Origin of the sequence: Kosakonia sp. PSU_27, assembly GCF_039409795.1 — a bacterium.
Taxonomy (GTDB): Bacteria; Pseudomonadota; Gammaproteobacteria; order Enterobacterales; family Enterobacteriaceae; genus Kosakonia.
On sequence record NZ_JBCIVK010000005.1, the window covers coordinates 466,567 to 487,525 of the forward strand.

Below are 20,959 nucleotides of genomic sequence, written 5' to 3' on the forward strand. Positions count from 1 at the left end.
GCAAGTCTTAGAAGAAGACCAGATAAACCGCTGCTGCGACCACAAAACGGTAAATCGCAAACGGAATAAAGGAGATGTGTTTAATCAGCTCCAGGAAGGTTTTGATAGCGATCAGCGCAACGATAAATGCGGTGATAAAGCCCACGGCGAACATCGGGATATCACCCACGGTGAGAAAGCCCATGCTCTTGTAGAGATCCAGTACCGTCGCGCCCATCATCATCGGCACCGCCAGCAGGAAAGAGAACTCGGACGCCGCATAGCGGCTAACGCCCATCAACATGCCGCCGGAGATCGTCGCCCCGGAGCGGGAAAAACCCGGCCACAGCGCCAGACACTGGAAACAACCAATCATAAACGCCTGGCGATAGGTCATATCATCCACGCCCTGCGCGCGCGGGACTTTCGGCTTCAGCACTTCGGCGGCGATCAGCAAGAAACCCCCGACTACCAGCGCATAGGTCACATTGAGCGGGTTAAATAGCGATTTGATGGTATCGTGGAATACCAGCCCCAGTACCACCGCCGGGATCATGCCTAACAGGATATGAATCAGCGTCAGGCGGCCGGTGCCAGTCCCTTCATGCGGCTGCCTGCCGAAATGAATGCCAATCAGGCCAAACAAACGTCGCCAGAACATCACCACCACCGCGAGGATCGAACCTAACTGGATCACCACCTCGAACGTTTTTGCCGTATCACCTTCAAAGCCTAATAAATGCCCCACGATGATCATGTGACCGGTACTGGATACGGGCAGAAATTCTGTGAGACCTTCAACGACACCCAGAATGGCTGCTACCAGCAATGAATGCATATCGCCCATCAAATAAACCCCTAAAAAGATATAAAAAACGGCTTATCCCGTGGAGAAGCCGCGAAAGACCGAGATCTATGACCTGAATACTAGCGCTTGGTTTAACTATTATGAATTTAAATACTTTCTTTCAGATTTAGGCCACGTTCGATAACCACACCCACATTCAGCGCGCGCACAACCGCGCCAGGTTTACTCAATTTGATACGTACCCAGGGAGAATTAAAACGAGCCAGCAGCAGCTCAGCGACTTCCTCCGCAACGCGTTCAACCAGTGCAAAACGCCCGCCTTCGACGTGGCCGATAATCACATCAGCGATATCCGCGTAGCTCAGACAATCATTCACATCGTCGCTTTTCGCCGCCACGCGGTTATCCCAGGCCATTTCGATATCGAACACCAGCTTCTGCTCAATGGTCTGTTCCCAGTCGTAAACACCAATGGTGGTGATAACCGAAAGTTGCTCTATAAATACAATGTCCATTTCACCTCGCCTGCTATTTGCCCCGCCATTGCCGCCGCCAGGCCGCATCTTTATTGGCTGCCTGTCAGATTTTGCGCAAAACCTGGATACCACTTTCCATCATTTATGCGTATTATCCATGGATGCAGAGAATAAAACGACATTTTCACAACGGAACAGCGTTATGAGTGCAATCGCGCCTGGGATGATTCTCCTTGCATACCTTTGTGGCTCTATTTCCAGCGCCATTCTGGTCTGCCGCATCGCCGGTCTGCCCGATCCGCGCGAGAGTGGCTCCGGTAATCCCGGAGCGACCAACGTATTACGCATTGGTGGCAAAGGTGCCGCGCTAACGGTACTGATTTTTGATGTCTTAAAAGGCATGCTGCCAGTGTGGGGCGCGTATGCGCTTGGCGTCACGCCGTTCTGGCTCGGCCTTATCGCGATTGCCGCCTGTCTGGGTCATATCTGGCCGGTTTTCTTTAAGTTTCAAGGCGGTAAAGGCGTGGCGACGGCATTCGGCGCTATCGCACCTATCGGCTGGGATTTAACGGGCGTGATGGCGGGAACCTGGCTGTTAACAGTACTGCTGAGCGGCTATTCATCGTTGGGGGCGATTGTCAGCGCGTTGATCGCGCCATTTTACGTCTGGTGGTTCAAACCGCAGTTCACTTTCCCGGTCGCGATGCTGTCCTGCCTGATCCTGCTACGCCATCACGACAATATTCAGCGCCTGTGGCGACATCAGGAAGGCAAAATCTGGTCGAAGCTGAAGAAGAAAAAAGAAGAGAAAGGAAAAGCGTCATAATATCGCCCGGCGCACAGTGTGCTACCGGGCCATCACGGTTTACGCCGCAGGCAACTCCGCCAGTGGCCAGCGTGGACGCACAGTCACACCCAGCCCTGCATCATTACCCGCTTTCAGACGCACCATTCCCGCATAGGCGATCATCGCGCCGTTATCGGTGCAAAACTCCGGGCGTGCATAGAATACTTCGCCACGACGCTTGTGCATCATTTCCGCCAGTTTCGCGCGCAGCGTACGGTTAGCGCTCACGCCACCGGCCATAACCAGACGCGTAAAACCGGTTTGATCCAGCGCACGCTTGCATTTGATCATCAGCGTATCGACTACGGCGTCTTCAAACGCACGCGCAATATCGGCGCGGGTTTGATCGTCAGAACCGTTGTTACGAATGGTGTTCGCCGCGAAAGTTTTCAGACCGGAGAAGCTAAAATCCAGCCCCGGACGATCGGTCATCGGACGCGGGAAAACAAAACGGCCTTCCGTGCCCTGAGCCGCCAGTTTTGAGAGCATCGGCCCGCCCGGGTAATCAAGCCCCAGCAGCTTAGCCGTTTTATCAAAAGCTTCCCCGGCGGCATCATCAATCGACTCACCAAGCAGCTCATAATGTCCGATGCCGGTTACGCTGATAAGCTGCGTATGCCCACCGGAAACCAGCAGCGCAACGAATGGAAACGCCGGTGGATTCTCTTCCAGCATTGGCGCCAGCAAGTGCCCTTCCATATGGTGAACCGGGATGGCGGGAACGTTCCAGGCGAAAGCGAGCGAACGACCAACCGTCGCGCCAACCAGCAGCGCACCGACAAGACCAGGCCCTGCGGTGTAAGCCACTGCATCGATATCTTTCGCAGTTAATCCGGACTCTTTCAACGCGGCCTGAATCAGCGGTACGGTTTTACGCACGTGATCGCGCGAAGCCAGCTCTGGCACAACACCGCCGTAATCGGCGTGAAGTTTTACCTGACTATACAGTTGGTTGGCTAACAGCCCTTGTTGATCGTCATAGATTGCGATGCCGGTTTCATCGCAGGATGTTTCAATGCCCAGTATGCGCATGACTCTGTTTACCTCTTTGCAATAGCGCGCAGTGTAGGGCGAATGCGGGTCGAAGTAAAACTTTGCTCACTCCTGCAGCGGAGTTCGTGTATACTCCTCACCCTTACAAAAGTCCCCTTTCAAAAAGGGCGGCGGTGCTTTACAAAGCAGCAGCACTTGCAGTAAAATTCCGCACCATTTTGAAATAAGCTGGCGTGAACGCCAGCGGCAAACCGAATTAATCAAAGGTGAGAGGCACATGCCGGTAATTAAAGTACGTGAAAACGAGCCGTTCGACGTAGCTCTGCGTCGCTTCAAACGTTCCTGCGAGAAAGCAGGTGTTCTGGCGGAAGTTCGTCGTCGTGAGTTCTATGAAAAACCGACTACCGAACGTAAACGCGCTAAAGCATCCGCAGTGAAACGTCACGCGAAGAAACTGGCTCGCGAAAACGCACGCCGTACTCGTCTGTACTAATCTGTCAGGGCAAGCGCCCTTTCGTTTAGACCGAGTTGTAGTTGTAAGGCCGTGCTTCCGAAAGGAATGCGCGGCTTATTTTCGTTTATAACCTGATATAACCTGCGGATTTCGGTCGCATTATGTTGGCCCGGAAAACAACGGCTATAAAAGATCAAAACGGGGCTTATGGCTGGACGAATTCCACGTGTCTTTATTAATGACCTGCTGGCGCGCACCGACATCGTCGATCTCATCGACGCGCGTGTAAAGCTGAAAAAGCAGGGCAAGAACTATCACGCGTGTTGTCCTTTCCATAACGAAAAAACGCCCTCTTTCACCGTGAACGGTGAAAAACAGTTTTACCACTGCTTTGGCTGCGGCGCGCATGGCAACGCCCTCGACTTCCTGATGAACTACGACAAGCTCGAGTTTGTCGAAAGCGTCGAAGAACTGGCGGCATTGCACAACCTTGACGTGCCATTTGAAGCAGGCAGTGGACCCAGCCTGATAGAGCGCCATCAACGGCAAACGCTCTATCAATTAATGGATGGGCTAAACGCGTTTTATCAGCAATCGTTGACACAACCTGCCGCAGAGCCTGCACGCCAGTATCTGTCCAGACGCGGTTTGAGCAGCGAAATCATTGAGCGGTTCGCCATTGGTTACGCGCCACCCGGCTGGGACAACGTATTAAAGCGTTTTGGCGGCAATAGCGAAAACCGTAAATCATTGATTGATGCGGGCATGCTGGTCACAAACGATCAGGGACGCAGTTACGATCGTTTCCGCGAACGGGTCATGTTTCCCATTCGTGACAAACGTGGCCGGGTGATTGGTTTTGGTGGGCGCGTTCTGGGTAACGATACGCCTAAGTACCTGAACTCCCCGGAAACAGATATTTTCCATAAGGGCCGTCAGCTGTATGGCCTTTATGAAGCGCAGCAGGACAATGACGAGCCTCAGCGACTGCTAGTCGTCGAAGGCTATATGGACGTGGTGGCGCTGGCGCAATACGGCATCAACTATGCGGTGGCGTCGCTTGGAACGTCAACAACGGCGGATCATATTCAGTTACTTTTTCGCGTAACTAAAAATGTTATCTGTTGTTACGACGGTGACCGTGCTGGCCGTGATGCCGCATGGCGAGCGCTGGAAACCGCGCTGCCTTATATGAGCGATGGCCGTCAGCTGCGTTTTATGTTTTTACCGGATGGCGAAGATCCGGACACGCTGGTGCGTAAAGAGGGCAAAGAGGCGTTCGAAGCGCGGATGGAGCAGGCACTGCCGCTCTCCACGTTTCTGTTCAACAGCCTGTTGCCGCAGGCGGATTTAACCACACCGGATGGTACAACGCAGCTTGCCGCATTAGCGCTGCCGTTAATCAACCAGGTGCCGGGCGAAACGCTACGCATCCAGTTGCGCCAGCTGTTGGGGAATAAAATTGGCATATTCGACGATGCGCAACTTGATCGATTAATGCCAAAACAGGTGGAAAGCGCAACGCCGCGCCCCGCTCCGCAGCTAAAACGCACAACCATGCGTATACTGATAGGGTTATTGATCCAGAACCCGGAACTGGCTCCGAAGGTGCCGCCGTTAGAGGGTTTGGATCACTCAAGGCTTGCCGGGCTTGGCTTATTTACAGAACTGGTCAACACTTGTTTGTCACAGCCTGGCCTGACTACTGGCCAGTTACTTGAGCACTATCGCGGCACAAAAGAGGCCACAACCCTTGAAAAACTGTCGATGTGGGACGATATAGCAGATAAAGACATCGCTGAAAAAACGTTCACCGACGCGCTCAATCATATGTTTGATTCGATGCTTGAACGGCGGCAAGAAGAGTTAATAGCTCGTGACCGCACACATGGTTTAAGCAGCGAAGAACGCCGGGAACTCTGGCAATTGAACCAGGAACTGGCAAAAAAGTGAATTCAACGGCTTAAGTGCCGATAACCGATCGGGAAGATCCCGACAGCCGCGATGAGGGCCAGCGGCAAAAATATAAATACACCCTCGCGTTAAATGTTGGCGGTTTATTTCGCCGACCGACACCAACCCTCATGAATTAAGTGTGGATACCGTCTTATGGAGCAAAACCCGCAGTCACAGCTGAAGCTTCTTGTCACCCGTGGTAAGGAGCAAGGCTATCTGACCTATGCCGAGGTCAATGACCATCTGCCGGAAGATATCGTCGACTCCGATCAGATCGAAGACATCATCCAAATGATCAACGACATGGGCATCCAGGTGATGGAAGAAGCACCGGACGCCGATGATCTGTTGCTGGCCGAAAACTCCAACAACACTGACGAAGATGCGGAAGAAGCCGCCGCACAAGTGCTTTCCAGCGTTGAATCTGAAATCGGGCGAACCACTGACCCGGTGCGCATGTACATGCGCGAAATGGGCACCGTTGAGCTGCTGACCCGCGAAGGCGAAATCGACATCGCTAAACGCATCGAAGACGGCATCAACCAGGTTCAGTGCTCCGTTGCCGAATACCCGGAAGCGATCACCTATCTGCTGGAGCAGTATGATCGCGTTGAAGCTGAACAGGCTCGCCTCTCTGATTTAATCACCGGCTTTGTCGATCCAAACGCTGAAGAAGACATGGCGCCAACCGCGACCCACGTCGGTTCTGAACTCTCCAGCGAAGAGATGGATGATGATGAAGACGAAGAAGATGAAGAAGACGACGACAGCGATGATGACAACAGCATCGATCCTGAACTGGCGCGTGAAAAATTCGCTGAGCTACGTACCCAGTACGAACTGACTCGCGACACTATCAAAGCCAAAGGACGCAGCCACGTTGCCGCGCAGGAAGAGATCCTGAAGTTGTCTGAAGTGTTCAAACAGTTCCGTCTGGTGCCAAAACAGTTCGATTACCTGGTCAACAGCATGCGAGTCATGATGGATCGCGTACGTACCCAGGAACGCATCATCATGAAACTGTGTGTTGAACAGTGCAAAATGCCGAAGAAAAACTTCATTACGCTGTTCACCGGCAACGAAACCAACGAAACCTGGTTCAACGCTGCGCTGGCCATGAACAAACCGTGGTCGGAAAAACTGCATGAAGTGGCAGAAGAAGTTCAACGCAGCCTGATGAAACTGCAACAGATTGAAGAAGAAACCGGCCTGACCATTGAGCAGGTAAAAGACATCAACCGTCGTATGTCTATCGGCGAAGCGAAAGCGCGTCGTGCGAAGAAAGAGATGGTGGAAGCGAACTTGCGTCTGGTTATTTCTATCGCCAAGAAATACACCAACCGCGGTCTGCAGTTCCTCGATCTGATTCAGGAAGGCAACATCGGTCTGATGAAAGCGGTTGATAAGTTCGAATACCGCCGTGGTTACAAATTCTCCACCTACGCAACCTGGTGGATCCGTCAGGCGATCACCCGTTCTATCGCGGATCAGGCGCGCACCATTCGTATTCCGGTGCATATGATTGAGACTATCAACAAGCTCAACCGTATCTCCCGCCAGATGCTGCAGGAAATGGGCCGTGAACCCACGCCGGAAGAGCTGGCTGAGCGTATGCTGATGCCGGAAGATAAGATCCGTAAGGTGCTGAAAATCGCGAAAGAGCCTATCTCCATGGAAACACCAATCGGTGATGATGAAGATTCGCATCTGGGTGATTTCATTGAGGATACCACCCTCGAGCTGCCGCTGGACTCTGCAACCACTGAAAGTCTGCGCGCCGCAACGCACGACGTTCTGGCTGGCTTGACCGCCCGTGAAGCGAAAGTTCTGCGTATGCGTTTCGGTATCGATATGAACACCGACCACACGCTGGAAGAAGTGGGTAAACAGTTTGACGTGACCCGCGAACGTATCCGTCAGATCGAAGCGAAAGCGCTGCGTAAACTGCGCCATCCGAGCCGTTCTGAAGTGCTGCGTAGCTTCCTCGACGATTAATTCGTCAGGCGATAAAAAAAGCTCCCGCACGGGAGCTTTTTTTTGCCCGCTAGTTGCCGTTACAGCCCGCGCGTCACCAGTGCCTCGTCCAGTTCACGATACGCTTCCACCAGCTTATCCAGCGTTGCACGATTAAGCCCACTGGGGTTTGGCAGCACCCAGACCTGCGTCACGCCGATCGTCATATTTTGCTTACCCCAGTTCGCACCGCGTATGCTAAACGCCTGCTCAAAGGCTTGCTTTCCTAACACCGCCAGCGCGGCGGGCTGATAATCCTCAATTTTCTTGACCAGTTCCCTGCCGCCGTTCCGCAGCTCATGCAACCCGACTTCCGTGGCCTGCACTGTTGGGCGCTCAACCAGCATAGTGATGCCACAGCGGGTATCCAGCAGATGCCGCTCATCTTCGGGGCGCAGTTGCTGGTCGGTAAAACCGGCCTGATGGATAACTTTCCAGAAACGATTCCCCGGATGAGCAAAATGGAAACCGGTATGGGCAGATGATTTACCCGGATTGATGCCACAAAACACCACCCGCAGTCCCGGCGCCAGAATATCGTGGATCATGCTTAACTCCCGAACAAAAGCGATAAACTCCAGTATAAGAGATTGAAAACGCGTTGTTTATAAAAACATCAGCCAGGTGATTCCTGCTGGATTGCAGGGGTAAGTTACTTTATAATTCCCCGCCACGGCCCCTTAGCTCAGTGGTTAGAGCAGGCGACTCATAATCGCTTGGTCGTTGGTTCAAACCCAACAGGGGCCACCAAATTTCAATGAGTTACATTAAATCCGTAGTTTTTGGCTTTTCCTAGGATACCTATAGGATACCTATAGGATACCTGAGTCAAGTATTAGTGAGTAAATCCAACAGGTATCCTTACCTACAAGATCGAAAATCTAAGCTTTGGTGATCTTCATGGATAGCTTACTTGAAACTTTACGCGATGATTTAGAGCGCGCTCTAGCCTTACAGAACACCCTTTTAGATAGAGCAACAGGTAAGGGTGATGATGAGTTTGCTTATAAGCAGCTTCGACACCACTTTCTTAACTTGACCTCCATTTCTGACCTCCTTCCCCAATTCATTCGGACATGCCGATCACTTAGCCAGTTTTGGCAACATATAAAAAAAATAGAAGGTTATGCCCAAAGACGGGAGATGATATGGGCTGAGTTTCAGCCTCTCTTAGATCATCTAGAAGGAAAAAACACATTTCCTGCAGATACCTTTATTACTGAAGGATTAAGGAGCTATGATGAAGCAGGAGTGAATGAAGCTTGGGCTAAAGCATTAGACAGGCGACTAACAGATCCGGAAGGCGCAATTACCTCATCGCGGACATTATTAGAGACTGTATGTAAACATATCCTGGATGACATTAACGTTTCATATGACAGAAATTTTGATATGAGTGAACTGTATAAACTTGTAGCAAAAGAACTAAAGCTTGCTCCAGACCAGCATTCAGAGCAAATATTTAAACAGATTCTTAAAGGTTGTTCTTCTGTAGTTAATGGACTAGGCACTTTGCGAAATAAGTTTGGAGACTCTCACGGGCAGGGTAAGAAACCAGTCAAGCCATCTGATCGCCATGCGCTTTTAGCTGTAAATCTAGCTGGTAGCGTTTCTATTTTCTTAATCCAAACATGGAAAAATATGAAAAAAAATTAGAAAGGTAAATTAGGAGGCCGGTCAAACCGACCATCCATATGAAATCACTCAAACAGATCCTTAACAAATCGACCTTCTTTATCTAAGTTGTCATTCTGCCAACCTTTATTGATTCGATGTACAGAAGGAATAAATTTCCAAATGCGCAGCTTATGGGCAAAATGGTTTTTCGAATCACCACTAATACCAGTTGATTCAAACCAATTAAATGCTTTAGACCCTCTTGTTTGTGCATCAATATCTTTTATTGTTTCATAGATATACTTAGCCATTTCTAATTTTAGCTTTTGCTTGCCAGTCATACCCCTTTTCCCATTTGGCCTACGCAAATGGAATTTATTACCATAGTAACCAGCAGCTCCCATCATGAGATCGCACACCTGCAAGCGAATAGAATTTGCACTATTTTCATATGTCACATTGAGCGTGATATCAGGTCGATCCCACATTTTTGGCAAATTTTCAAGAAAATCTTTCAGCCTAGTTTTATGCTTTTCGCTTGAATGCCCATCAAGCCTGACAAGAATACTGCTGCCTTGGGTGTCTACAGGAATATGTTTACAACCAAACATGTATTTTATGTATTGATAATAAAGCTTGAACTGTATATCCAGTTCGGTCTCGTCAGGTTCAGCATCATGATGATAAGCTCTGTCACGAAACATTTGGCGATATTTAATGTCATGATTTAAAACATGAAACTTTAAACAGTCAATTAATTCTTTATAATAGTCTTTATTTTTTAAAGACACATTCGACCATTTGACTTCTTGGGTTATGTTGTGTCTCAATTTAATTTTCGTAAGGGCTGTCTGTAATCTATCAACGTCAGACTCAGATCCTAAGATCCCACCAAAAAAGCAATGATACCTATTTGGGGGGGGAGTGCTGTGAGTCCAAGCTTCATCTGCAAATATCTGATATTTGGCCACTTTTTTCTCCAAAAAAAAACCCTGCCTCCTTAAGAGCGCCGCATGTCGTACAACATGAAGCTCGGGAGTCAGGGTTCTTGTACCTATACTAGACGTTAATACGACGGAAGTCTAGCAAATCTTATTGGCCTGATTCGCCTGTTAGAAATGATACTAACTTCAAAAAAAGAGTTAATCTACCGTTTCGTATCGACATCTTTCGTTGCATCTCATCACTAGATGCCAATGAATCTCGAGAGCCGTTCCTTATGCTGATGACTCATATCAAATGCAAAATCCTCATGCTCGGCCTGGAATGTGCCGAACGCCATTAGCGCAGACACAGCCGGGTCGATCTTGTTGGAAGATTTTTTTTTGTTGGGCTTGATATTGGCGTTGGCGTCAGACTCCATCACCACATTTCCAATCGCCCAGGCCAGAACTGGATCGCCGCGATGGCGCACCACCCTGCGGTTAACGAAGACCTCAAAGGATTTCGCTACCGGGCTGAACCTGAGATAGGTTTGCGGAAACGGCTCCACATCGAGGCCCGCTCCCTGTAGCTGGGTGCGCAGGTGTGTGGCGTTCCACGTATCGAATCCCACCAGCCGGATATTGAAGGTTTCAGCGTCGCGCAGGATATCGTCACGGATGCGGTCATAGTCGATGCAGTCGCCTGACGTGGTGCGTATCCAGCCCGCTTTCACCCACTGGCGGTAGATGGCGCGGTTTTTGTTGGCGACGTTAAGCAACTGCGCTTCCGGCAGATAATGGCGGGTCAGGAGTCGGATCTCCCTGTCGAACGGGAAAGCGTAACTCACGCTGGTAATGTCGCTGGTTGAGGACAGGTCAAACCCGGCGTAGCACTCCATTCCGGCCAGCTCGTCTTCGGTATAGTCGAGCGAACAGGCATCCCATGCACCGGCACCCATCCACGGCGTGGAGCCCTGGCACCAGATATTGAAACGCTTGGTCAGCATTTCCACCCATTGCGACGGTATGCCCCGCGCTTTCTGGATGGTGGACTCCAGTTTCGCCGCATCAACGGACACATGCAGGTTGGGGTTAGCCTTGATCCACATTTCCGGCTGCTCAACCTCGCTTTCGTCGTCCAGCTCGTAGATCAGGACAAACAGCGAATCGTTGCTCTCTTCCCCGGCCAGAATCTGGCAGCAGTAGTCATAATGCTGCTTACAGGCCGAGACTACGTTACTCCCGGCGGTAGTGATGGCGAACAAAATCGCCTCCGGGCGTGCGCCCATACCCAGCTCAAGCGCGGAATAAACGCCGTTATCCGGGTGAAGGTGGTACTCATCGACAATCGCCAGGCTGGGGTTAGTCCCTTCAATGGTGGCCGCTTTTGCCGCCAGCGGCTTTAACAGGCTGTTGCTCTTTGGGTAAATGACCTTGTGCGCCTGAATACTGACGCGCTTTTTCAGCGGCTTTGAGAGCAGGCACATCTGGCGGGCATCGTCGAACACAATACGGGCCTGATCCCGGCTTACCGCCGCCGTGTAGATATCCTGCTGGCCCTTTTCCATAACCAGAAACCAGTTAGCCAGCATGGCGGCCACGGTGGATTTGGCGTTCTTTCGCGGCACTTCAATAAAAGCGCTGCTGTATTTCCGGCGGCCTGACTCCCTGACTTTAAAGCCCAGCAGGTTAGCAAAGGCGAACTGCTGCCACGGCTCCAGCTCGATTGGCTGGCCCCGAAGCGGGCCTTTGACGTGTGGACAGAGCCGCGAGAACGCAATAAACCGCTCTACGGTCGCCGTATCGAATACATAACGAGGGTCATTCAGGTCTGAAAAGTACCTTTCCGCGGCCTGTTTTACACGCTTACAGGCCGGAATTTCACCCGTTCTTATCGCGTTTGCGTACTCATTCCAGACGGTCAAGCTCGTCTTCCTCTTCCGTTTCCACCGGGTTCCGGCGGCGGCTTACCGGATCAAAGCCCAGCAGCGACGACATTTTAATCATGATTTTTTCCGCATCGGCCTTTGCGCTCAGCGCCGGATTCCGGCTCTCGCCGCCCTGGCTGTTAACAATGCTGAATCCACGGCTGGCAAGGTCTTCCACTGCTTTGCGGTACATCGAATAGTTGACGCAAAAAAGCTCAAGGTTGTTCCAGTCGGCGGGCGTCAGATCCCCGCGCTCCGCCAGTTGCTTCGCCTTCGCTTTCCACTGCTGCGCAGCTAACTCATCAAGGTAAGTCGGCGGTTTTGGTGGTCTTGCCATAAAAATTTCTCGTTTCCATCGCGTTTTATTTTCAAAAAAATCACCGTGCGTAAAAATTTGAGGGGGCGGGCGGTGCCTGGCACCCGGGGTTTTGTCCTGAAAACCTCCCCCACCCCGTCCACGCGGCCCTTCAGCGGTTGCGGAAACATTCCATCACCTCCCGATCACGCTCACTCATACGCTTCACGGGCTGTCCCTCATCGCGTCTAACACGGCCCTTCATGAAGCCATCACGGCAGCGCATCAATGATCGGTACAGATTCACCACGTCTTTCTCATTCATCGCGTGCCTCATACATCCAGTCATTACGTTGTGCTGCACGCTCTTCCTGCTCGCGGTAAAGACCTGCTTTGCGCTGCACTTTGGTGATGGGGTCTTGCTGTGTGGTCTTCTGGTTATGATGCGTCTGGCATAACGGCTGGTGATTCCACTCAGGCCAGAACAGAACATCATTACCGCCGTCGACAGGGATGATGTGATCGACAATCTTTGCAGGTACGTAGAGGCCCAGCTTCTGGCACTCAACGCACAGGGGATGACGTTTCAGATACTGAGCGCGGTACTTCTCCCATGAAGCTGAATAACCGCGGGCGCGACGGTGGCCGCGTCGGGCATCCTCTGCCCGCCACGCTTCCCGCTTGTGCTCATCGCATTTGCCGGACTTCACCAGCTTATTGCATCCCGGCTCGGTGCACCGGCGTAGTGGTTGCCACGGCATCAGTACACCCCCACATCACGATAGACAGACCACAAAGCAGAGACCGCCATCGGTATCTCTCTGGCGTCGGTATCACCAATCATTGTGCGGTACTCATACAACTGAGAGACGTACATCAGGCAGCCAATCCTGATCGCGGGGGTAAACTCCAGACCGTTATCAAATCGCTTGCCGATATGCTTCTGGCAAACTTCCAGCGCCGCTTCTATATACGCCTGTATCAGAGTGTCTTCGTAATCATCATCAATACGGCAATGCAGCTTTGCTTCTTCAAGTGTGATTTCTGCTGTCATTTTTCCGTTCCTGTCTTACAGAGAATTTCTAGCCGCGTACCTTCCGCATCAGGTACAGGAGGCCCGATAATATTGAGAGTGCTGCCAGCAAATGGACCAGTGAGTACTTTCAGACGACTGGCGGCCGTGATATCACGGCGAAAACGCACCCACACGCGGATTGTCGCTTCGGCAAGCTCAGCACCTGACGCCATTAATTCCCGACCGCTGATTCCCTTTACCTCAGCCCAGATAGTTTCCCCGTCTTCCCATACCTGAATAACCTGCCCGGAAGGTGTTCTCGATGAAGTGAAAGTGCGGATAGTGACGCGATTTCTCAGTCCTCCGGCTCTCATTCGTCACCTTCCTTGTTGTCATTGCTGATCTTCACTTCCTGTTTCCATGCCTGGCTGTATTCGTCGCCACCTTCACGCGGCGGCATCCCCTCTTTTTCTCGCGCTTCGTTCGGGTTAATAATCCCGTTCTTGATCCCGCGCTCATAAGTGGCGTAACGGTCGGTAGGGGTGGCACGAAGGAGATCGGCAGAGTCGAATTCCACCTGATAGCGGATGCCCGGTACAGGTGATGCCACCAGCAGCGCGGATTTAATCTGCTGCTCGAAGTTGGCCAGCCAGGGGCGCATTGTCATGGTGAGAAAGGCGCGGCTCGCCTCACTGAAGTTGCTGTAGGTGCTGTTGCTGTATTCCTGCAGAAAGATGGGCGACACGTTGAACATGCGGGCAATGTCTTCAATAGAGAACCGGCGGGAGGCCAGCCACTCGGCATCCTGATTGCTCATGCCAAGCTGCTCGTATTCCATGCCACCTTCAAGGATCGGCGTTTTACCGGCATTTCTGGCACCTTTGTAACGCTCCAGCGCATCCAGCGCTTTCTTGCCGTTAGTGCTGTCGAGCCATTCTTTAGCCTTCACGATACCCGCCGCCATCATGCCGTCTTTCATAATGCTGGCGCCGTGGCGCTGCTGGGCCAGACCTAACCCCAGCGCCTCACGGCAGATGGTGATCGGCGAGCGCCCCAGAAAACCATCATCGGTCGAGTAACGCAGGTGCAGAATCTCTTCCTGCAGGTAGGTACGTACTACCCCGGTAAACGGTTCAGTGATGGTGTATTTGTACTTATGCTCGCCGATACGCTCAGGCACCACTGCACCCGGCGCATACGGATGCAGGGACTGCGGCTGGCCGTCTCGGCCCCACTGGATCACCGCATAGGCGTTACCGTTCAGCAGACAGTGGCGCATCATCGTGCGCTTGAACTGGTAAGGTGTCTGGCAGTCGTTCGGCTGCTCATTCAGGAGAAAATCGACCGGGTGATTGCTCAGCCATTCCCGCGCCTCGCGCCCGTTATCGTTGCGCACCCGGTACAGATAGCAGGGCATGGTTGCCACCGCCTCGCTGATAACCGCCACGGCATTCATTACCGCCGGCAGGGATTCCGCAGTACCCGCAGACACATATTCGCCTGATCCGGTATTTGGAATCCCTGCCATCGCCAGAAACTCATCAATGGTCAGGCTGCGCTGATCTGTTTTGCGGCCAAAAGGCCAGATATTCCACATATCACAGCCCCGCCAAGTCAGCCCAGCGGCGACGGTTATCACCAGTGCGCATAAGTTCAGGATGCTGGGAGAAAAGCGAACGGTGCGCGATTTCCACGCCGGATTCAGGGTAAGCAGGCATTGAGGTAACGGTGATTTCCCGCAGTTCGGCAGCGGTCACGGTACGCAGGTAAGGAGACTGGCCGACATCCCACGCATCTTTCAGTGCCCGGAAACCAAAGCTCATGCCGGAAATATCTCCACGCTCCACCAGCGCCAGCACATCATTACCAAGCTGAGTGTCTGGTGGCGTCAGCTCGAAGCGCAGCCCGGTATCATCTTCGGACAGTACCAGCGTGCCGGATTTGGTACGCCCCAGCAGTTGGGTATAGTTATGCTCGTACAGCGCACGCACATCGCTACCGGAAGCCAGGCTGTCCTTAAACGCTCCCGGCGCGAACTGCTCGCGGAACTCATCCCAGATCACTTCTGACAGGCTGTTCCAGCGCACCGCATACCCCACCAGCTTTTTGTTGCTGGCGCTCAGTTCGGAGGTGCGTATTTCAAAATCGATTGTTTTCATTACTGGACTCCACAAAGGGCAAAAAGGGGCCGAAGCCCCTTAAACGTCAGATCAGGAACCGGAGCCGGAAAGCTCAAGCACCTTGATGGCACTGGAGTCCACCACACCGCCGCCCAGGTATTTATCGGTGTGCACCTTGTAGAAACCGGGTTCGGTGATGTTGTCGGGACGGGTACGCACGCCAGTGGTGTGATCCACGATGAAGTAACCGCGCTTGAAGTCGCCGACTGCCAGGAACGCTTCACCCGCAGCCGCATCAGGCATGGTTTCCAGATACTGAACCGGACGGCCCAGCAGGGTATCAGGGGAGTCAGCGACAAGACGATCACGCCAGATGTAATCGCCGTTGCCGTTTTTCAGCTTTTGCAGCGTGGCGGCGGTGTTGGAGTTCATCACCCATACGGCATTTTTGCGGTATTTGGCTTTCAGCTTGTACAGCAGGTCGATCAGACCATCAGAGGAAACGGCAGCAGCTTCCATCTTCTCCAGCGTGCCGAACGGACGGGTTTTATCGCTGGTGGCTGCGCGCGGATAGGACAGGAACCCTCTGGATTTTTTATCACCGTCGCCGTTCACAAAGTCGCTCTCTTCGGTAGCGGTGAAGGTGTCAGTGATTTCGGAAGACAGCCAGCCCAGAATATCCACCTCAGAGAAGTCGAGGATCTCCTGCGTGGTTTTCGGGTAGGCGTAGATCGGGTTGAGTTTGATATCAACGCGCTCCATCTTCGGTGTGCTGGTTTCGGTACGCGCTTCGCCTTCGGTACCGCGTTTAACGGTAGTACCACCCACTGACACCAGTTTCTGGTATTCGTTGGTTTTGGTGGTCTTCACCGTGGCGATAGAGCGCATAACGCTGTCATCCTGCAACTGGCGCATGATCTCTTTGTCCAGCTCAGGGATAACGGTATAGCCGCCGTCAGCCTGCACCAGCGTGGAAAGAGAACGGGTATCGCCGGTCATTATGTAGTGGCGCAGCTCATCATTGGTCACGCCTTTACCTTCAACGGGGGCACCTGGCAGATTGCGCTGATCATCGGCGACGGCCTCAAGGCGGGTAATTTCAACTTCAAGCGCATCAGCCCGGGCGCGGAGTTCATCGAACTGTTTACCCTCTTCATCGTTCAGGCTGCGTTTCTCACTGTCGGCTTTTTCCAGCATGGAACGCATCTGGGTTTTGAGTGAGGCTTTCTGCTGGCGTAATTCGAGTAATTTCTTCATGGAGTGGTTTCCGTAACAATTAACGTTGAGACGTGAAACCAGCGCTTGGAGGGATGTCCACCTGGAGAGGAAACCGTCGCAGAACGGAAAGAACCAGGTGGACAGTGGCGGCTCACGTCTGAGTGCCACTCTTCAAGATATACATGAAAAACATAATGAAAACCCCTGTCAGATGCAGGGGTAACAATAGGTATGTATGGGTACAAATAATTTACAAATCTTTTTTCTTGTCAACTAGACCTGTTATTGCGGGAACTGAATTAAGCATCAACATAAGAAGACAAATAACGAAAGAAGCAACTCCTGCGAAGTTTCCTAACTTATCCCCAAAAACCTGAGATATAAACAATATATTCGGAATAAATATTAGCATTGAAATTAAAAAAAGAAGTTTACTAAAAAAATTATCAAACTTATTTTTAAAATTACTTTTCTCAAGCATTGCTATAGATACATAAGCAGTAATAAGAGAATAAAATGACCAGGTAAGATAGTTTGCTGATTCATTAAATGCATCTCGTATCATTAAAACGAAATGTGGCATCATTTTTCCTCGCTCAACCATTCTGGTGGAGTCGGCATCCTGTCCCGGTACTCCATTAAGTGTTCAATCATCGCATCAAGCTGTTCTTTGTTAGTTGCAAAAATTTCCCCTGATAGCGTACTGCGTACGAAATCGTGATGATCAGCCCAAAATAGTGCTCCATCAGCTAGCGCCTGTCGGTATTCCGCAGTAGGCATGACGCTCATATCATGAAGCCCATACTGGTCATAGTGCTCTTTAATTTCTTGCATGCTCAGTGGCATAAATCCCCCTTAGTCTCTTCACTAACCGCATAACGTTTTGTTCTTATCTAACATATTCTTACCCTTATCTTGATTGATTGCACAAGTACAATAATTAATCTATTAAATTGGTGCATATATTCAAATCTATCACAATATTAGATTTATAAGATCTTCATATAAGTTTGATTTAACCCAACTAATGGTCAAGAAAAAAGCAGTAGGTTTTACATGCTGTCTAAAAATTCTTCTTAAGTCGGAGACTTGAAATGGCATTGAACTTACTGGACTTAGATGATGAAACACGACGATTCATGTTTCAGGAAATTCAGTTGGATAAGGAAAGCGATAATTTTTACCGAAGTTCCTTCTTAACAGCACACGGTAAACAAATTTGGGCAGAATTACTTGAAGAATCAATCGGGCATGATGACGCTTGGTTAGAAAGAGAAATCCAACGTCTGGGTTTGTTAGAACAGTTTTACACAAAGAGGAAACCCAATAGCCAAGCTTTAATGCAAGCACGCGTCCCTGTGACCGCCGCGCAGACATTAGCAGAGGGCGAATTTAATCGTCTCTATGTAAGAGGATTATGCGCACGGGTCCTAGCGGAAGGAGGCAGAGAAATCGAAGCATACAGAGCCAGGCATTCAGAAAACCCAAGAACCGCATCAATAGCTATTATTGGTCAAAGGTTTTCGGCAGAAAACATTCTCAATGACCTAAGGTCCAGCCAAGGCGTTGATAGTGCCTTTGGTTTGCCTGCAGGGCCAAATTCTGGCATCAGTGCTAAAAGGATCTAGCTCGCGGGCAAATGGCTAAATACACCTCCTTACTTTTGGTATTCAGGAGGAGGTGTTTCCCACTTTCGGCCCACTTAGCAAGCTCCCCACTTGCTTCCCATCGGTATTTGCAAATATACCCGCTTAGACCAGTAATGACGCGGGTTTCACGACTTTTACCCACTTCGTCCCTGTATATGGGCGCTATGTGGGGAAACGTGAGAGACATTCCCCACCTTCCCCACCAGCACCCCACTTAATTGCCCACTTCCCTTAGTGACTGCACTGATAACAAATCACCATCCTGTATCACCAGGCCGGCATCGATAAGTTTCTGAACCCAGCGCGTAAAATGCTTGGTGTTAATTCCCAGCGCCTTGAGGTCATCACGAATGACTGACCGGTTACAGGGTTCATTGCGGGCAATACGGCTTCGTATGGCCTGCCACAATGCCATGTGGTTATCACTGAGCTTTTCCACGCCCACCAGTTCTGGATCAATTTCTCTGGCATCTCTGGCCACATCACGAACCACCAGCGAGCAGACCATTTCCCCATCTTCATCGGTATACAGTTCAGCAGCGCGCAAGTCATACGCCCTGCGTTCCGGCTCCTCGGCATCCTTCATCTTTGTACAGGAAAGGATCAGCGCCGGGCCTTCCCCCTCGCGCTTAACGTTATACTCGGCATCAAGCGCGGCGCGGAAAGAACTGGAACCCCGCGCACCTTTTGCCTCATCCTTACCGGAGTGATGTACCACCAGCACCGTGGCGCCAGTTTTCTGTTTGATAACGTCACAGCCCTCAATAAAAGCCCCCATATCTCGGGCATCGTTCTCATCATTTCCACCGAAACAGCGGGCCAGCGTGTCGATCACCACCAGGCGAACCGGCATACCGCATTCCGCAGCAATCTGCCTTGCGGCAAGAATCACCTCTGACACCTCGGACTCGCGCACCGGGAACACAGGGCGATTCACCAGCCAGAGATTGTCCACCTGCTGGCCGTGCACCTGCTCCCATGCCCTGATCCGACGTGGAACACCCACACCACCCTCACCAACAACGTACAGCACCGCACCTTGCTCAACTTTCTTGCCAGACCAGGCAGCACCGGCGGCAATATGGCAAGCCCATGACACTGCGAGGAAGCTCTTATACGAGCCGCTGGGGCCGTATATGCTGCACAGAGACTGAGCAGGGAGCATATGCTTGATCACGTAGTCCTGCCGGACGTTATAGCCCTCAGAGCCGCGGGTAAGAGGTAACTTTGAACGTCGCTCACCAGTAGTGGCATCAGGAAAAGCACGCTGAATACGCTGCGTGTCCGCCAGCAAGGTATTCATTTCAACCTCGCCTATTTCCTCCGCCAGTACAGAACGGCGGGCAATAATCATCTGCTTACGGTCGGTATCGAGATAACCGGCATTACATAGATCCTCATACGACATTTCTACGATCTGCTTTAACCTAACCGCCAGCTTGCCGTAGCGTGTTGTCGGGTCTTTGTGCTGGTGGAGCGCTTTATCAGCATCCGTGCGGCTGTAGTTCCGGCCATGCGCCCACAGATACGAACAGGTAAACAGGGCATCAGATACTGTCTCTACTGCTGCGAGTTGAGCCGTCATTGCGGTATACCTCCGCTCATCTGGAACTTGCCAAGCAGTGGATGAAACCAGTAGGCCGACCCGTATTTACGTTTGGCGCTGCGCAGCACCAGCCGGGCAGCTTCCCTGAATTTCTCATCAGGCGCGATGAAACCACCGGATCTCATTTTGACCAGCATCACACCGGTGTTTTTCGCCAGTTCCTCGGCCTTTTTAGTCGATATGCCGAACTCGGCCGCCAGTGTGGCAACAGGTGTCATGCCCGGGGGGATCTCACCCCCCTGGCTGTTAGTAAGTGAGCGGACATGCTGTTCCAGCTCAACCACGCGGTTCACCAGCAGATCAACGCGCTTTTCCAGTTCATTGAATTTAACGTTGCTGATCATGACTTTTTCCCCTTGTCACGCTGGGTGCGCACATAGTCCGCAGCATCACTGTTTTGATTCAGAGCCTGAGCCATCCTCGGAAGGTGACGTAGTGCATGGCTGACAAGTACCAAATCCCGGCGCGCATCTTCATCAGAGTAGTCTTCTGCATTAGTTGCATCGAACGCCAGATTGCCAATCAGGGTGAGCGCACTGTTGATGGCAAATGCGCCAGCGGCATAGAGATCACTGGATTCAGCTAAATCCTGATCAGAGAAGTGCTTAAAATCAGGGCTACTCTTTACAAGCTGATGGTAAATATCACGCATTTTTACGCCCTCCTTCATCACGGAAGGCCTGGTCAATTTCACGAACACGAAACAGTGCCTTATCCAGAAGCTCGAAGGAGAGCTCATTTTCATCGGGGTCTGCACCATGCAACTCTGCGCTGGCAGTCAAAAGTGCACTCAGCCGGCGGAATTCATCTTCAAAATCGAGGTCGTCAATTTTCCTGATCATGAAAACACCTCCGGCGCTGGCAGGCGGGCAGCCAGAGAAAGGATGAAGTGTGGCGCCAGAATGCTGCGGGCTTCACGTTCAGTTGCAGCCTCAACAGACAGGCGGCAGGGCTTGGCCTTCTTGTCATGGCGGTTGAGGGCGAGAAAACGCCATGTAAATTTAGGGCGAGTTTGGGTAGACTGATTGTCAGCCATAACTGTTACCTCACTTAACGGTTTGG

27 protein-coding genes and 1 tRNA gene are annotated in these 20,959 nt (G+C 51.5%); 7 read left to right on the forward strand and 21 right to left on the reverse strand.

Features of this window, described 5'->3' with window-relative positions; translation table 11 throughout:
* Positions 1-7: 7 nt before the first annotated feature.
* Positions 8-826, reverse strand: a complete 819-nt coding sequence (gene bacA / locus AAIG26_RS15170) for an undecaprenyl-diphosphate phosphatase (protein WP_020455304.1) — start codon at positions 824-826, stop codon at positions 8-10.
* Between the two features lie 107 nt (positions 827-933).
* The gene (gene folB / locus AAIG26_RS15175) at positions 934-1,302 is read right to left on the reverse strand and encodes a bifunctional dihydroneopterin aldolase/7,8-dihydroneopterin epimerase (protein WP_343180886.1); all 369 of its coding nucleotides are present in this window, start codon (positions 1,300-1,302) and stop codon (positions 934-936) included.
* Positions 1,303-1,465: 163 nt separating this feature from the next.
* Here folB and plsY point away from each other — a divergent pair, with 163 nt between their 5' ends.
* On the forward strand, positions 1,466-2,089 hold the full coding sequence (gene plsY / locus AAIG26_RS15180) for a glycerol-3-phosphate 1-O-acyltransferase PlsY (RefSeq protein WP_020455306.1): 624 nt from the start codon (positions 1,466-1,468) through the stop codon (positions 2,087-2,089).
* A 39-nt stretch (positions 2,090-2,128) separates the two neighbouring features.
* On the opposite strand, the gene tsaD is transcribed toward plsY, so the two are convergent.
* A complete protein-coding gene (tsaD, locus tag AAIG26_RS15185; RefSeq protein WP_313625838.1) occupies positions 2,129-3,142 on the reverse strand; it encodes a tRNA (adenosine(37)-N6)-threonylcarbamoyltransferase complex transferase subunit TsaD in 1,014 nt (337 codons plus the stop codon).
* A 238-nt stretch (positions 3,143-3,380) separates the two neighbouring features.
* Here tsaD and rpsU point away from each other — a divergent pair, with 238 nt between their 5' ends.
* The 3 genes from rpsU (at position 3,381) to rpoD (ending at position 7,508) form a co-directional block, all read left to right on the forward strand.
* Positions 3,381-3,596, forward strand: a complete 216-nt coding sequence (gene rpsU, locus AAIG26_RS15190) for a 30S ribosomal protein S21 (RefSeq protein ID WP_001144069.1) — start codon at positions 3,381-3,383, stop codon at positions 3,594-3,596.
* Positions 3,597-3,764: 168 nt separating this feature from the next.
* A complete protein-coding gene (gene dnaG / locus AAIG26_RS15195; protein WP_343180887.1) occupies positions 3,765-5,510 on the forward strand; it encodes a DNA primase in 1,746 nt (581 codons plus the stop codon).
* A 156-nt stretch (positions 5,511-5,666) separates the two neighbouring features.
* On the forward strand, positions 5,667-7,508 hold the full coding sequence (gene rpoD / locus AAIG26_RS15200) for an RNA polymerase sigma factor RpoD (protein ID WP_020455309.1): 1,842 nt from the start codon (positions 5,667-5,669) through the stop codon (positions 7,506-7,508).
* A 59-nt stretch (positions 7,509-7,567) separates the two neighbouring features.
* Here rpoD and mug read toward each other — a convergent pair whose 3' ends face one another.
* Positions 7,568-8,074 carry a G/U mismatch-specific DNA glycosylase gene (gene mug, locus AAIG26_RS15205; protein ID WP_343180888.1) on the reverse strand — a complete coding sequence of 169 codons (507 nt, stop codon included), beginning with the start codon at positions 8,072-8,074 and terminating at the stop codon, positions 7,568-7,570.
* 126 nt (positions 8,075-8,200) lie between these two features.
* Between mug and AAIG26_RS15210 the strand changes: the two genes are divergently transcribed.
* Together AAIG26_RS15210 and AAIG26_RS15215 are read left to right on the forward strand one after the other, a co-directional pair.
* Positions 8,201-8,276 (forward strand) — tRNA-Ile (locus tag AAIG26_RS15210).
* A gap of 150 nt (positions 8,277-8,426) precedes the next feature.
* Positions 8,427-9,182, forward strand: coding sequence for an abortive infection family protein (locus AAIG26_RS15215; RefSeq protein WP_248246112.1), 756 nt, complete (start codon positions 8,427-8,429; stop codon positions 9,180-9,182).
* Positions 9,183-9,226: 44 nt separating this feature from the next.
* On the opposite strand, the gene AAIG26_RS15220 is transcribed toward AAIG26_RS15215, so the two are convergent.
* The 12 genes from AAIG26_RS15220 to AAIG26_RS15275 form a co-directional block, all read right to left on the reverse strand.
* Positions 9,227-10,126, reverse strand: a complete 900-nt coding sequence (locus AAIG26_RS15220; RefSeq protein WP_343180889.1) for a DUF3800 domain-containing protein — start codon at positions 10,124-10,126, stop codon at positions 9,227-9,229.
* A 203-nt stretch (positions 10,127-10,329) separates the two neighbouring features.
* Positions 10,330-11,991 (reverse strand): terminase large subunit, encoded by a 1,662-nt coding sequence (locus AAIG26_RS15225; RefSeq protein ID WP_343180890.1) that lies wholly within the window; start codon positions 11,989-11,991, stop codon positions 10,330-10,332.
* Entirely contained in the window at positions 11,975-12,331 is a 357-nt protein-coding gene (locus tag AAIG26_RS15230) for a phage terminase small subunit P27 family (RefSeq protein WP_123923246.1), read from the reverse strand. Before AAIG26_RS15230 ends, AAIG26_RS15225 begins: the two co-directional genes overlap by 17 nt.
* 130 nt (positions 12,332-12,461) lie before the next feature.
* On the reverse strand, positions 12,462-12,614 hold the full coding sequence (locus AAIG26_RS15235) for a hypothetical protein (RefSeq protein WP_044180648.1): 153 nt from the start codon (positions 12,612-12,614) through the stop codon (positions 12,462-12,464).
* Entirely contained in the window at positions 12,607-13,050 is a 444-nt protein-coding gene (locus AAIG26_RS15240) for an HNH endonuclease (protein WP_343180891.1), read from the reverse strand. The genes AAIG26_RS15235 and AAIG26_RS15240 overlap by 8 nt, the downstream gene beginning before the upstream one ends.
* Positions 13,050-13,343, reverse strand: coding sequence for a head-tail connector protein (locus AAIG26_RS15245; protein WP_044179441.1), 294 nt, complete (start codon positions 13,341-13,343; stop codon positions 13,050-13,052). Before AAIG26_RS15245 ends, AAIG26_RS15240 begins: the two co-directional genes overlap by 1 nt.
* Complete coding sequence (locus AAIG26_RS15250; protein WP_032979707.1) at positions 13,340-13,678, reverse strand: phage head closure protein; 339 nt, start codon at positions 13,676-13,678, stop codon at positions 13,340-13,342. Before AAIG26_RS15250 ends, AAIG26_RS15245 begins: the two co-directional genes overlap by 4 nt.
* A complete protein-coding gene (locus tag AAIG26_RS15255; protein WP_044179436.1) occupies positions 13,675-14,901 on the reverse strand; it encodes a phage portal protein in 1,227 nt (408 codons plus the stop codon). Before AAIG26_RS15255 ends, AAIG26_RS15250 begins: the two co-directional genes overlap by 4 nt.
* Position 14,902: 1 nt before the next feature.
* On the reverse strand, positions 14,903-15,463 hold the full coding sequence (locus AAIG26_RS15260; protein WP_343180892.1) for an HK97 family phage prohead protease: 561 nt from the start codon (positions 15,461-15,463) through the stop codon (positions 14,903-14,905).
* 51 nt (positions 15,464-15,514) lie between these two features.
* Entirely contained in the window at positions 15,515-16,681 is a 1,167-nt protein-coding gene (locus AAIG26_RS15265) for a phage major capsid protein (RefSeq protein ID WP_343180893.1), read from the reverse strand.
* A 211-nt stretch (positions 16,682-16,892) separates the two neighbouring features.
* The gene (locus tag AAIG26_RS15270; protein WP_343180894.1) at positions 16,893-17,228 is read right to left on the reverse strand and encodes a hypothetical protein; all 336 of its coding nucleotides are present in this window, start codon (positions 17,226-17,228) and stop codon (positions 16,893-16,895) included.
* Positions 17,225-17,488 (reverse strand): hypothetical protein, encoded by a 264-nt coding sequence (locus tag AAIG26_RS15275; protein ID WP_222167644.1) that lies wholly within the window; start codon positions 17,486-17,488, stop codon positions 17,225-17,227. Before AAIG26_RS15275 ends, AAIG26_RS15270 begins: the two co-directional genes overlap by 4 nt.
* A 248-nt stretch (positions 17,489-17,736) precedes the next feature.
* Here AAIG26_RS15275 and AAIG26_RS15280 point away from each other — a divergent pair, with 248 nt between their 5' ends.
* A complete protein-coding gene (locus tag AAIG26_RS15280; RefSeq protein WP_343180895.1) occupies positions 17,737-18,270 on the forward strand; it encodes a hypothetical protein in 534 nt (177 codons plus the stop codon).
* A gap of 235 nt (positions 18,271-18,505) precedes the next feature.
* Here the strand turns inward: AAIG26_RS15280 and AAIG26_RS15285 are convergent, their stop codons facing one another.
* Genes AAIG26_RS15285 through AAIG26_RS15305 form a run of 5 tightly spaced genes read right to left on the reverse strand, consistent with a single transcriptional unit; the run spans position 18,506 to position 20,933 of the window.
* Entirely contained in the window at positions 18,506-19,876 is a 1,371-nt protein-coding gene (locus AAIG26_RS15285) for a helicase RepA family protein (protein WP_343180896.1), read from the reverse strand.
* Positions 19,873-20,241 (reverse strand): hypothetical protein, encoded by a 369-nt coding sequence (locus tag AAIG26_RS15290; protein WP_343180897.1) that lies wholly within the window; start codon positions 20,239-20,241, stop codon positions 19,873-19,875. The genes AAIG26_RS15285 and AAIG26_RS15290 overlap by 4 nt, the downstream gene beginning before the upstream one ends.
* Positions 20,238-20,549, reverse strand: a complete 312-nt coding sequence (locus tag AAIG26_RS15295) for a hypothetical protein (RefSeq protein WP_271069312.1) — start codon at positions 20,547-20,549, stop codon at positions 20,238-20,240. Before AAIG26_RS15295 ends, AAIG26_RS15290 begins: the two co-directional genes overlap by 4 nt.
* A complete protein-coding gene (locus AAIG26_RS15300; protein ID WP_271069311.1) occupies positions 20,542-20,739 on the reverse strand; it encodes a hypothetical protein in 198 nt (65 codons plus the stop codon). Before AAIG26_RS15300 ends, AAIG26_RS15295 begins: the two co-directional genes overlap by 8 nt.
* Positions 20,736-20,933, reverse strand: coding sequence for a host cell division inhibitor Icd-like protein (locus AAIG26_RS15305; RefSeq protein WP_271069310.1), 198 nt, complete (start codon positions 20,931-20,933; stop codon positions 20,736-20,738). The genes AAIG26_RS15300 and AAIG26_RS15305 overlap by 4 nt, the downstream gene beginning before the upstream one ends.
* Positions 20,934-20,959 lie beyond the last annotated feature (26 nt).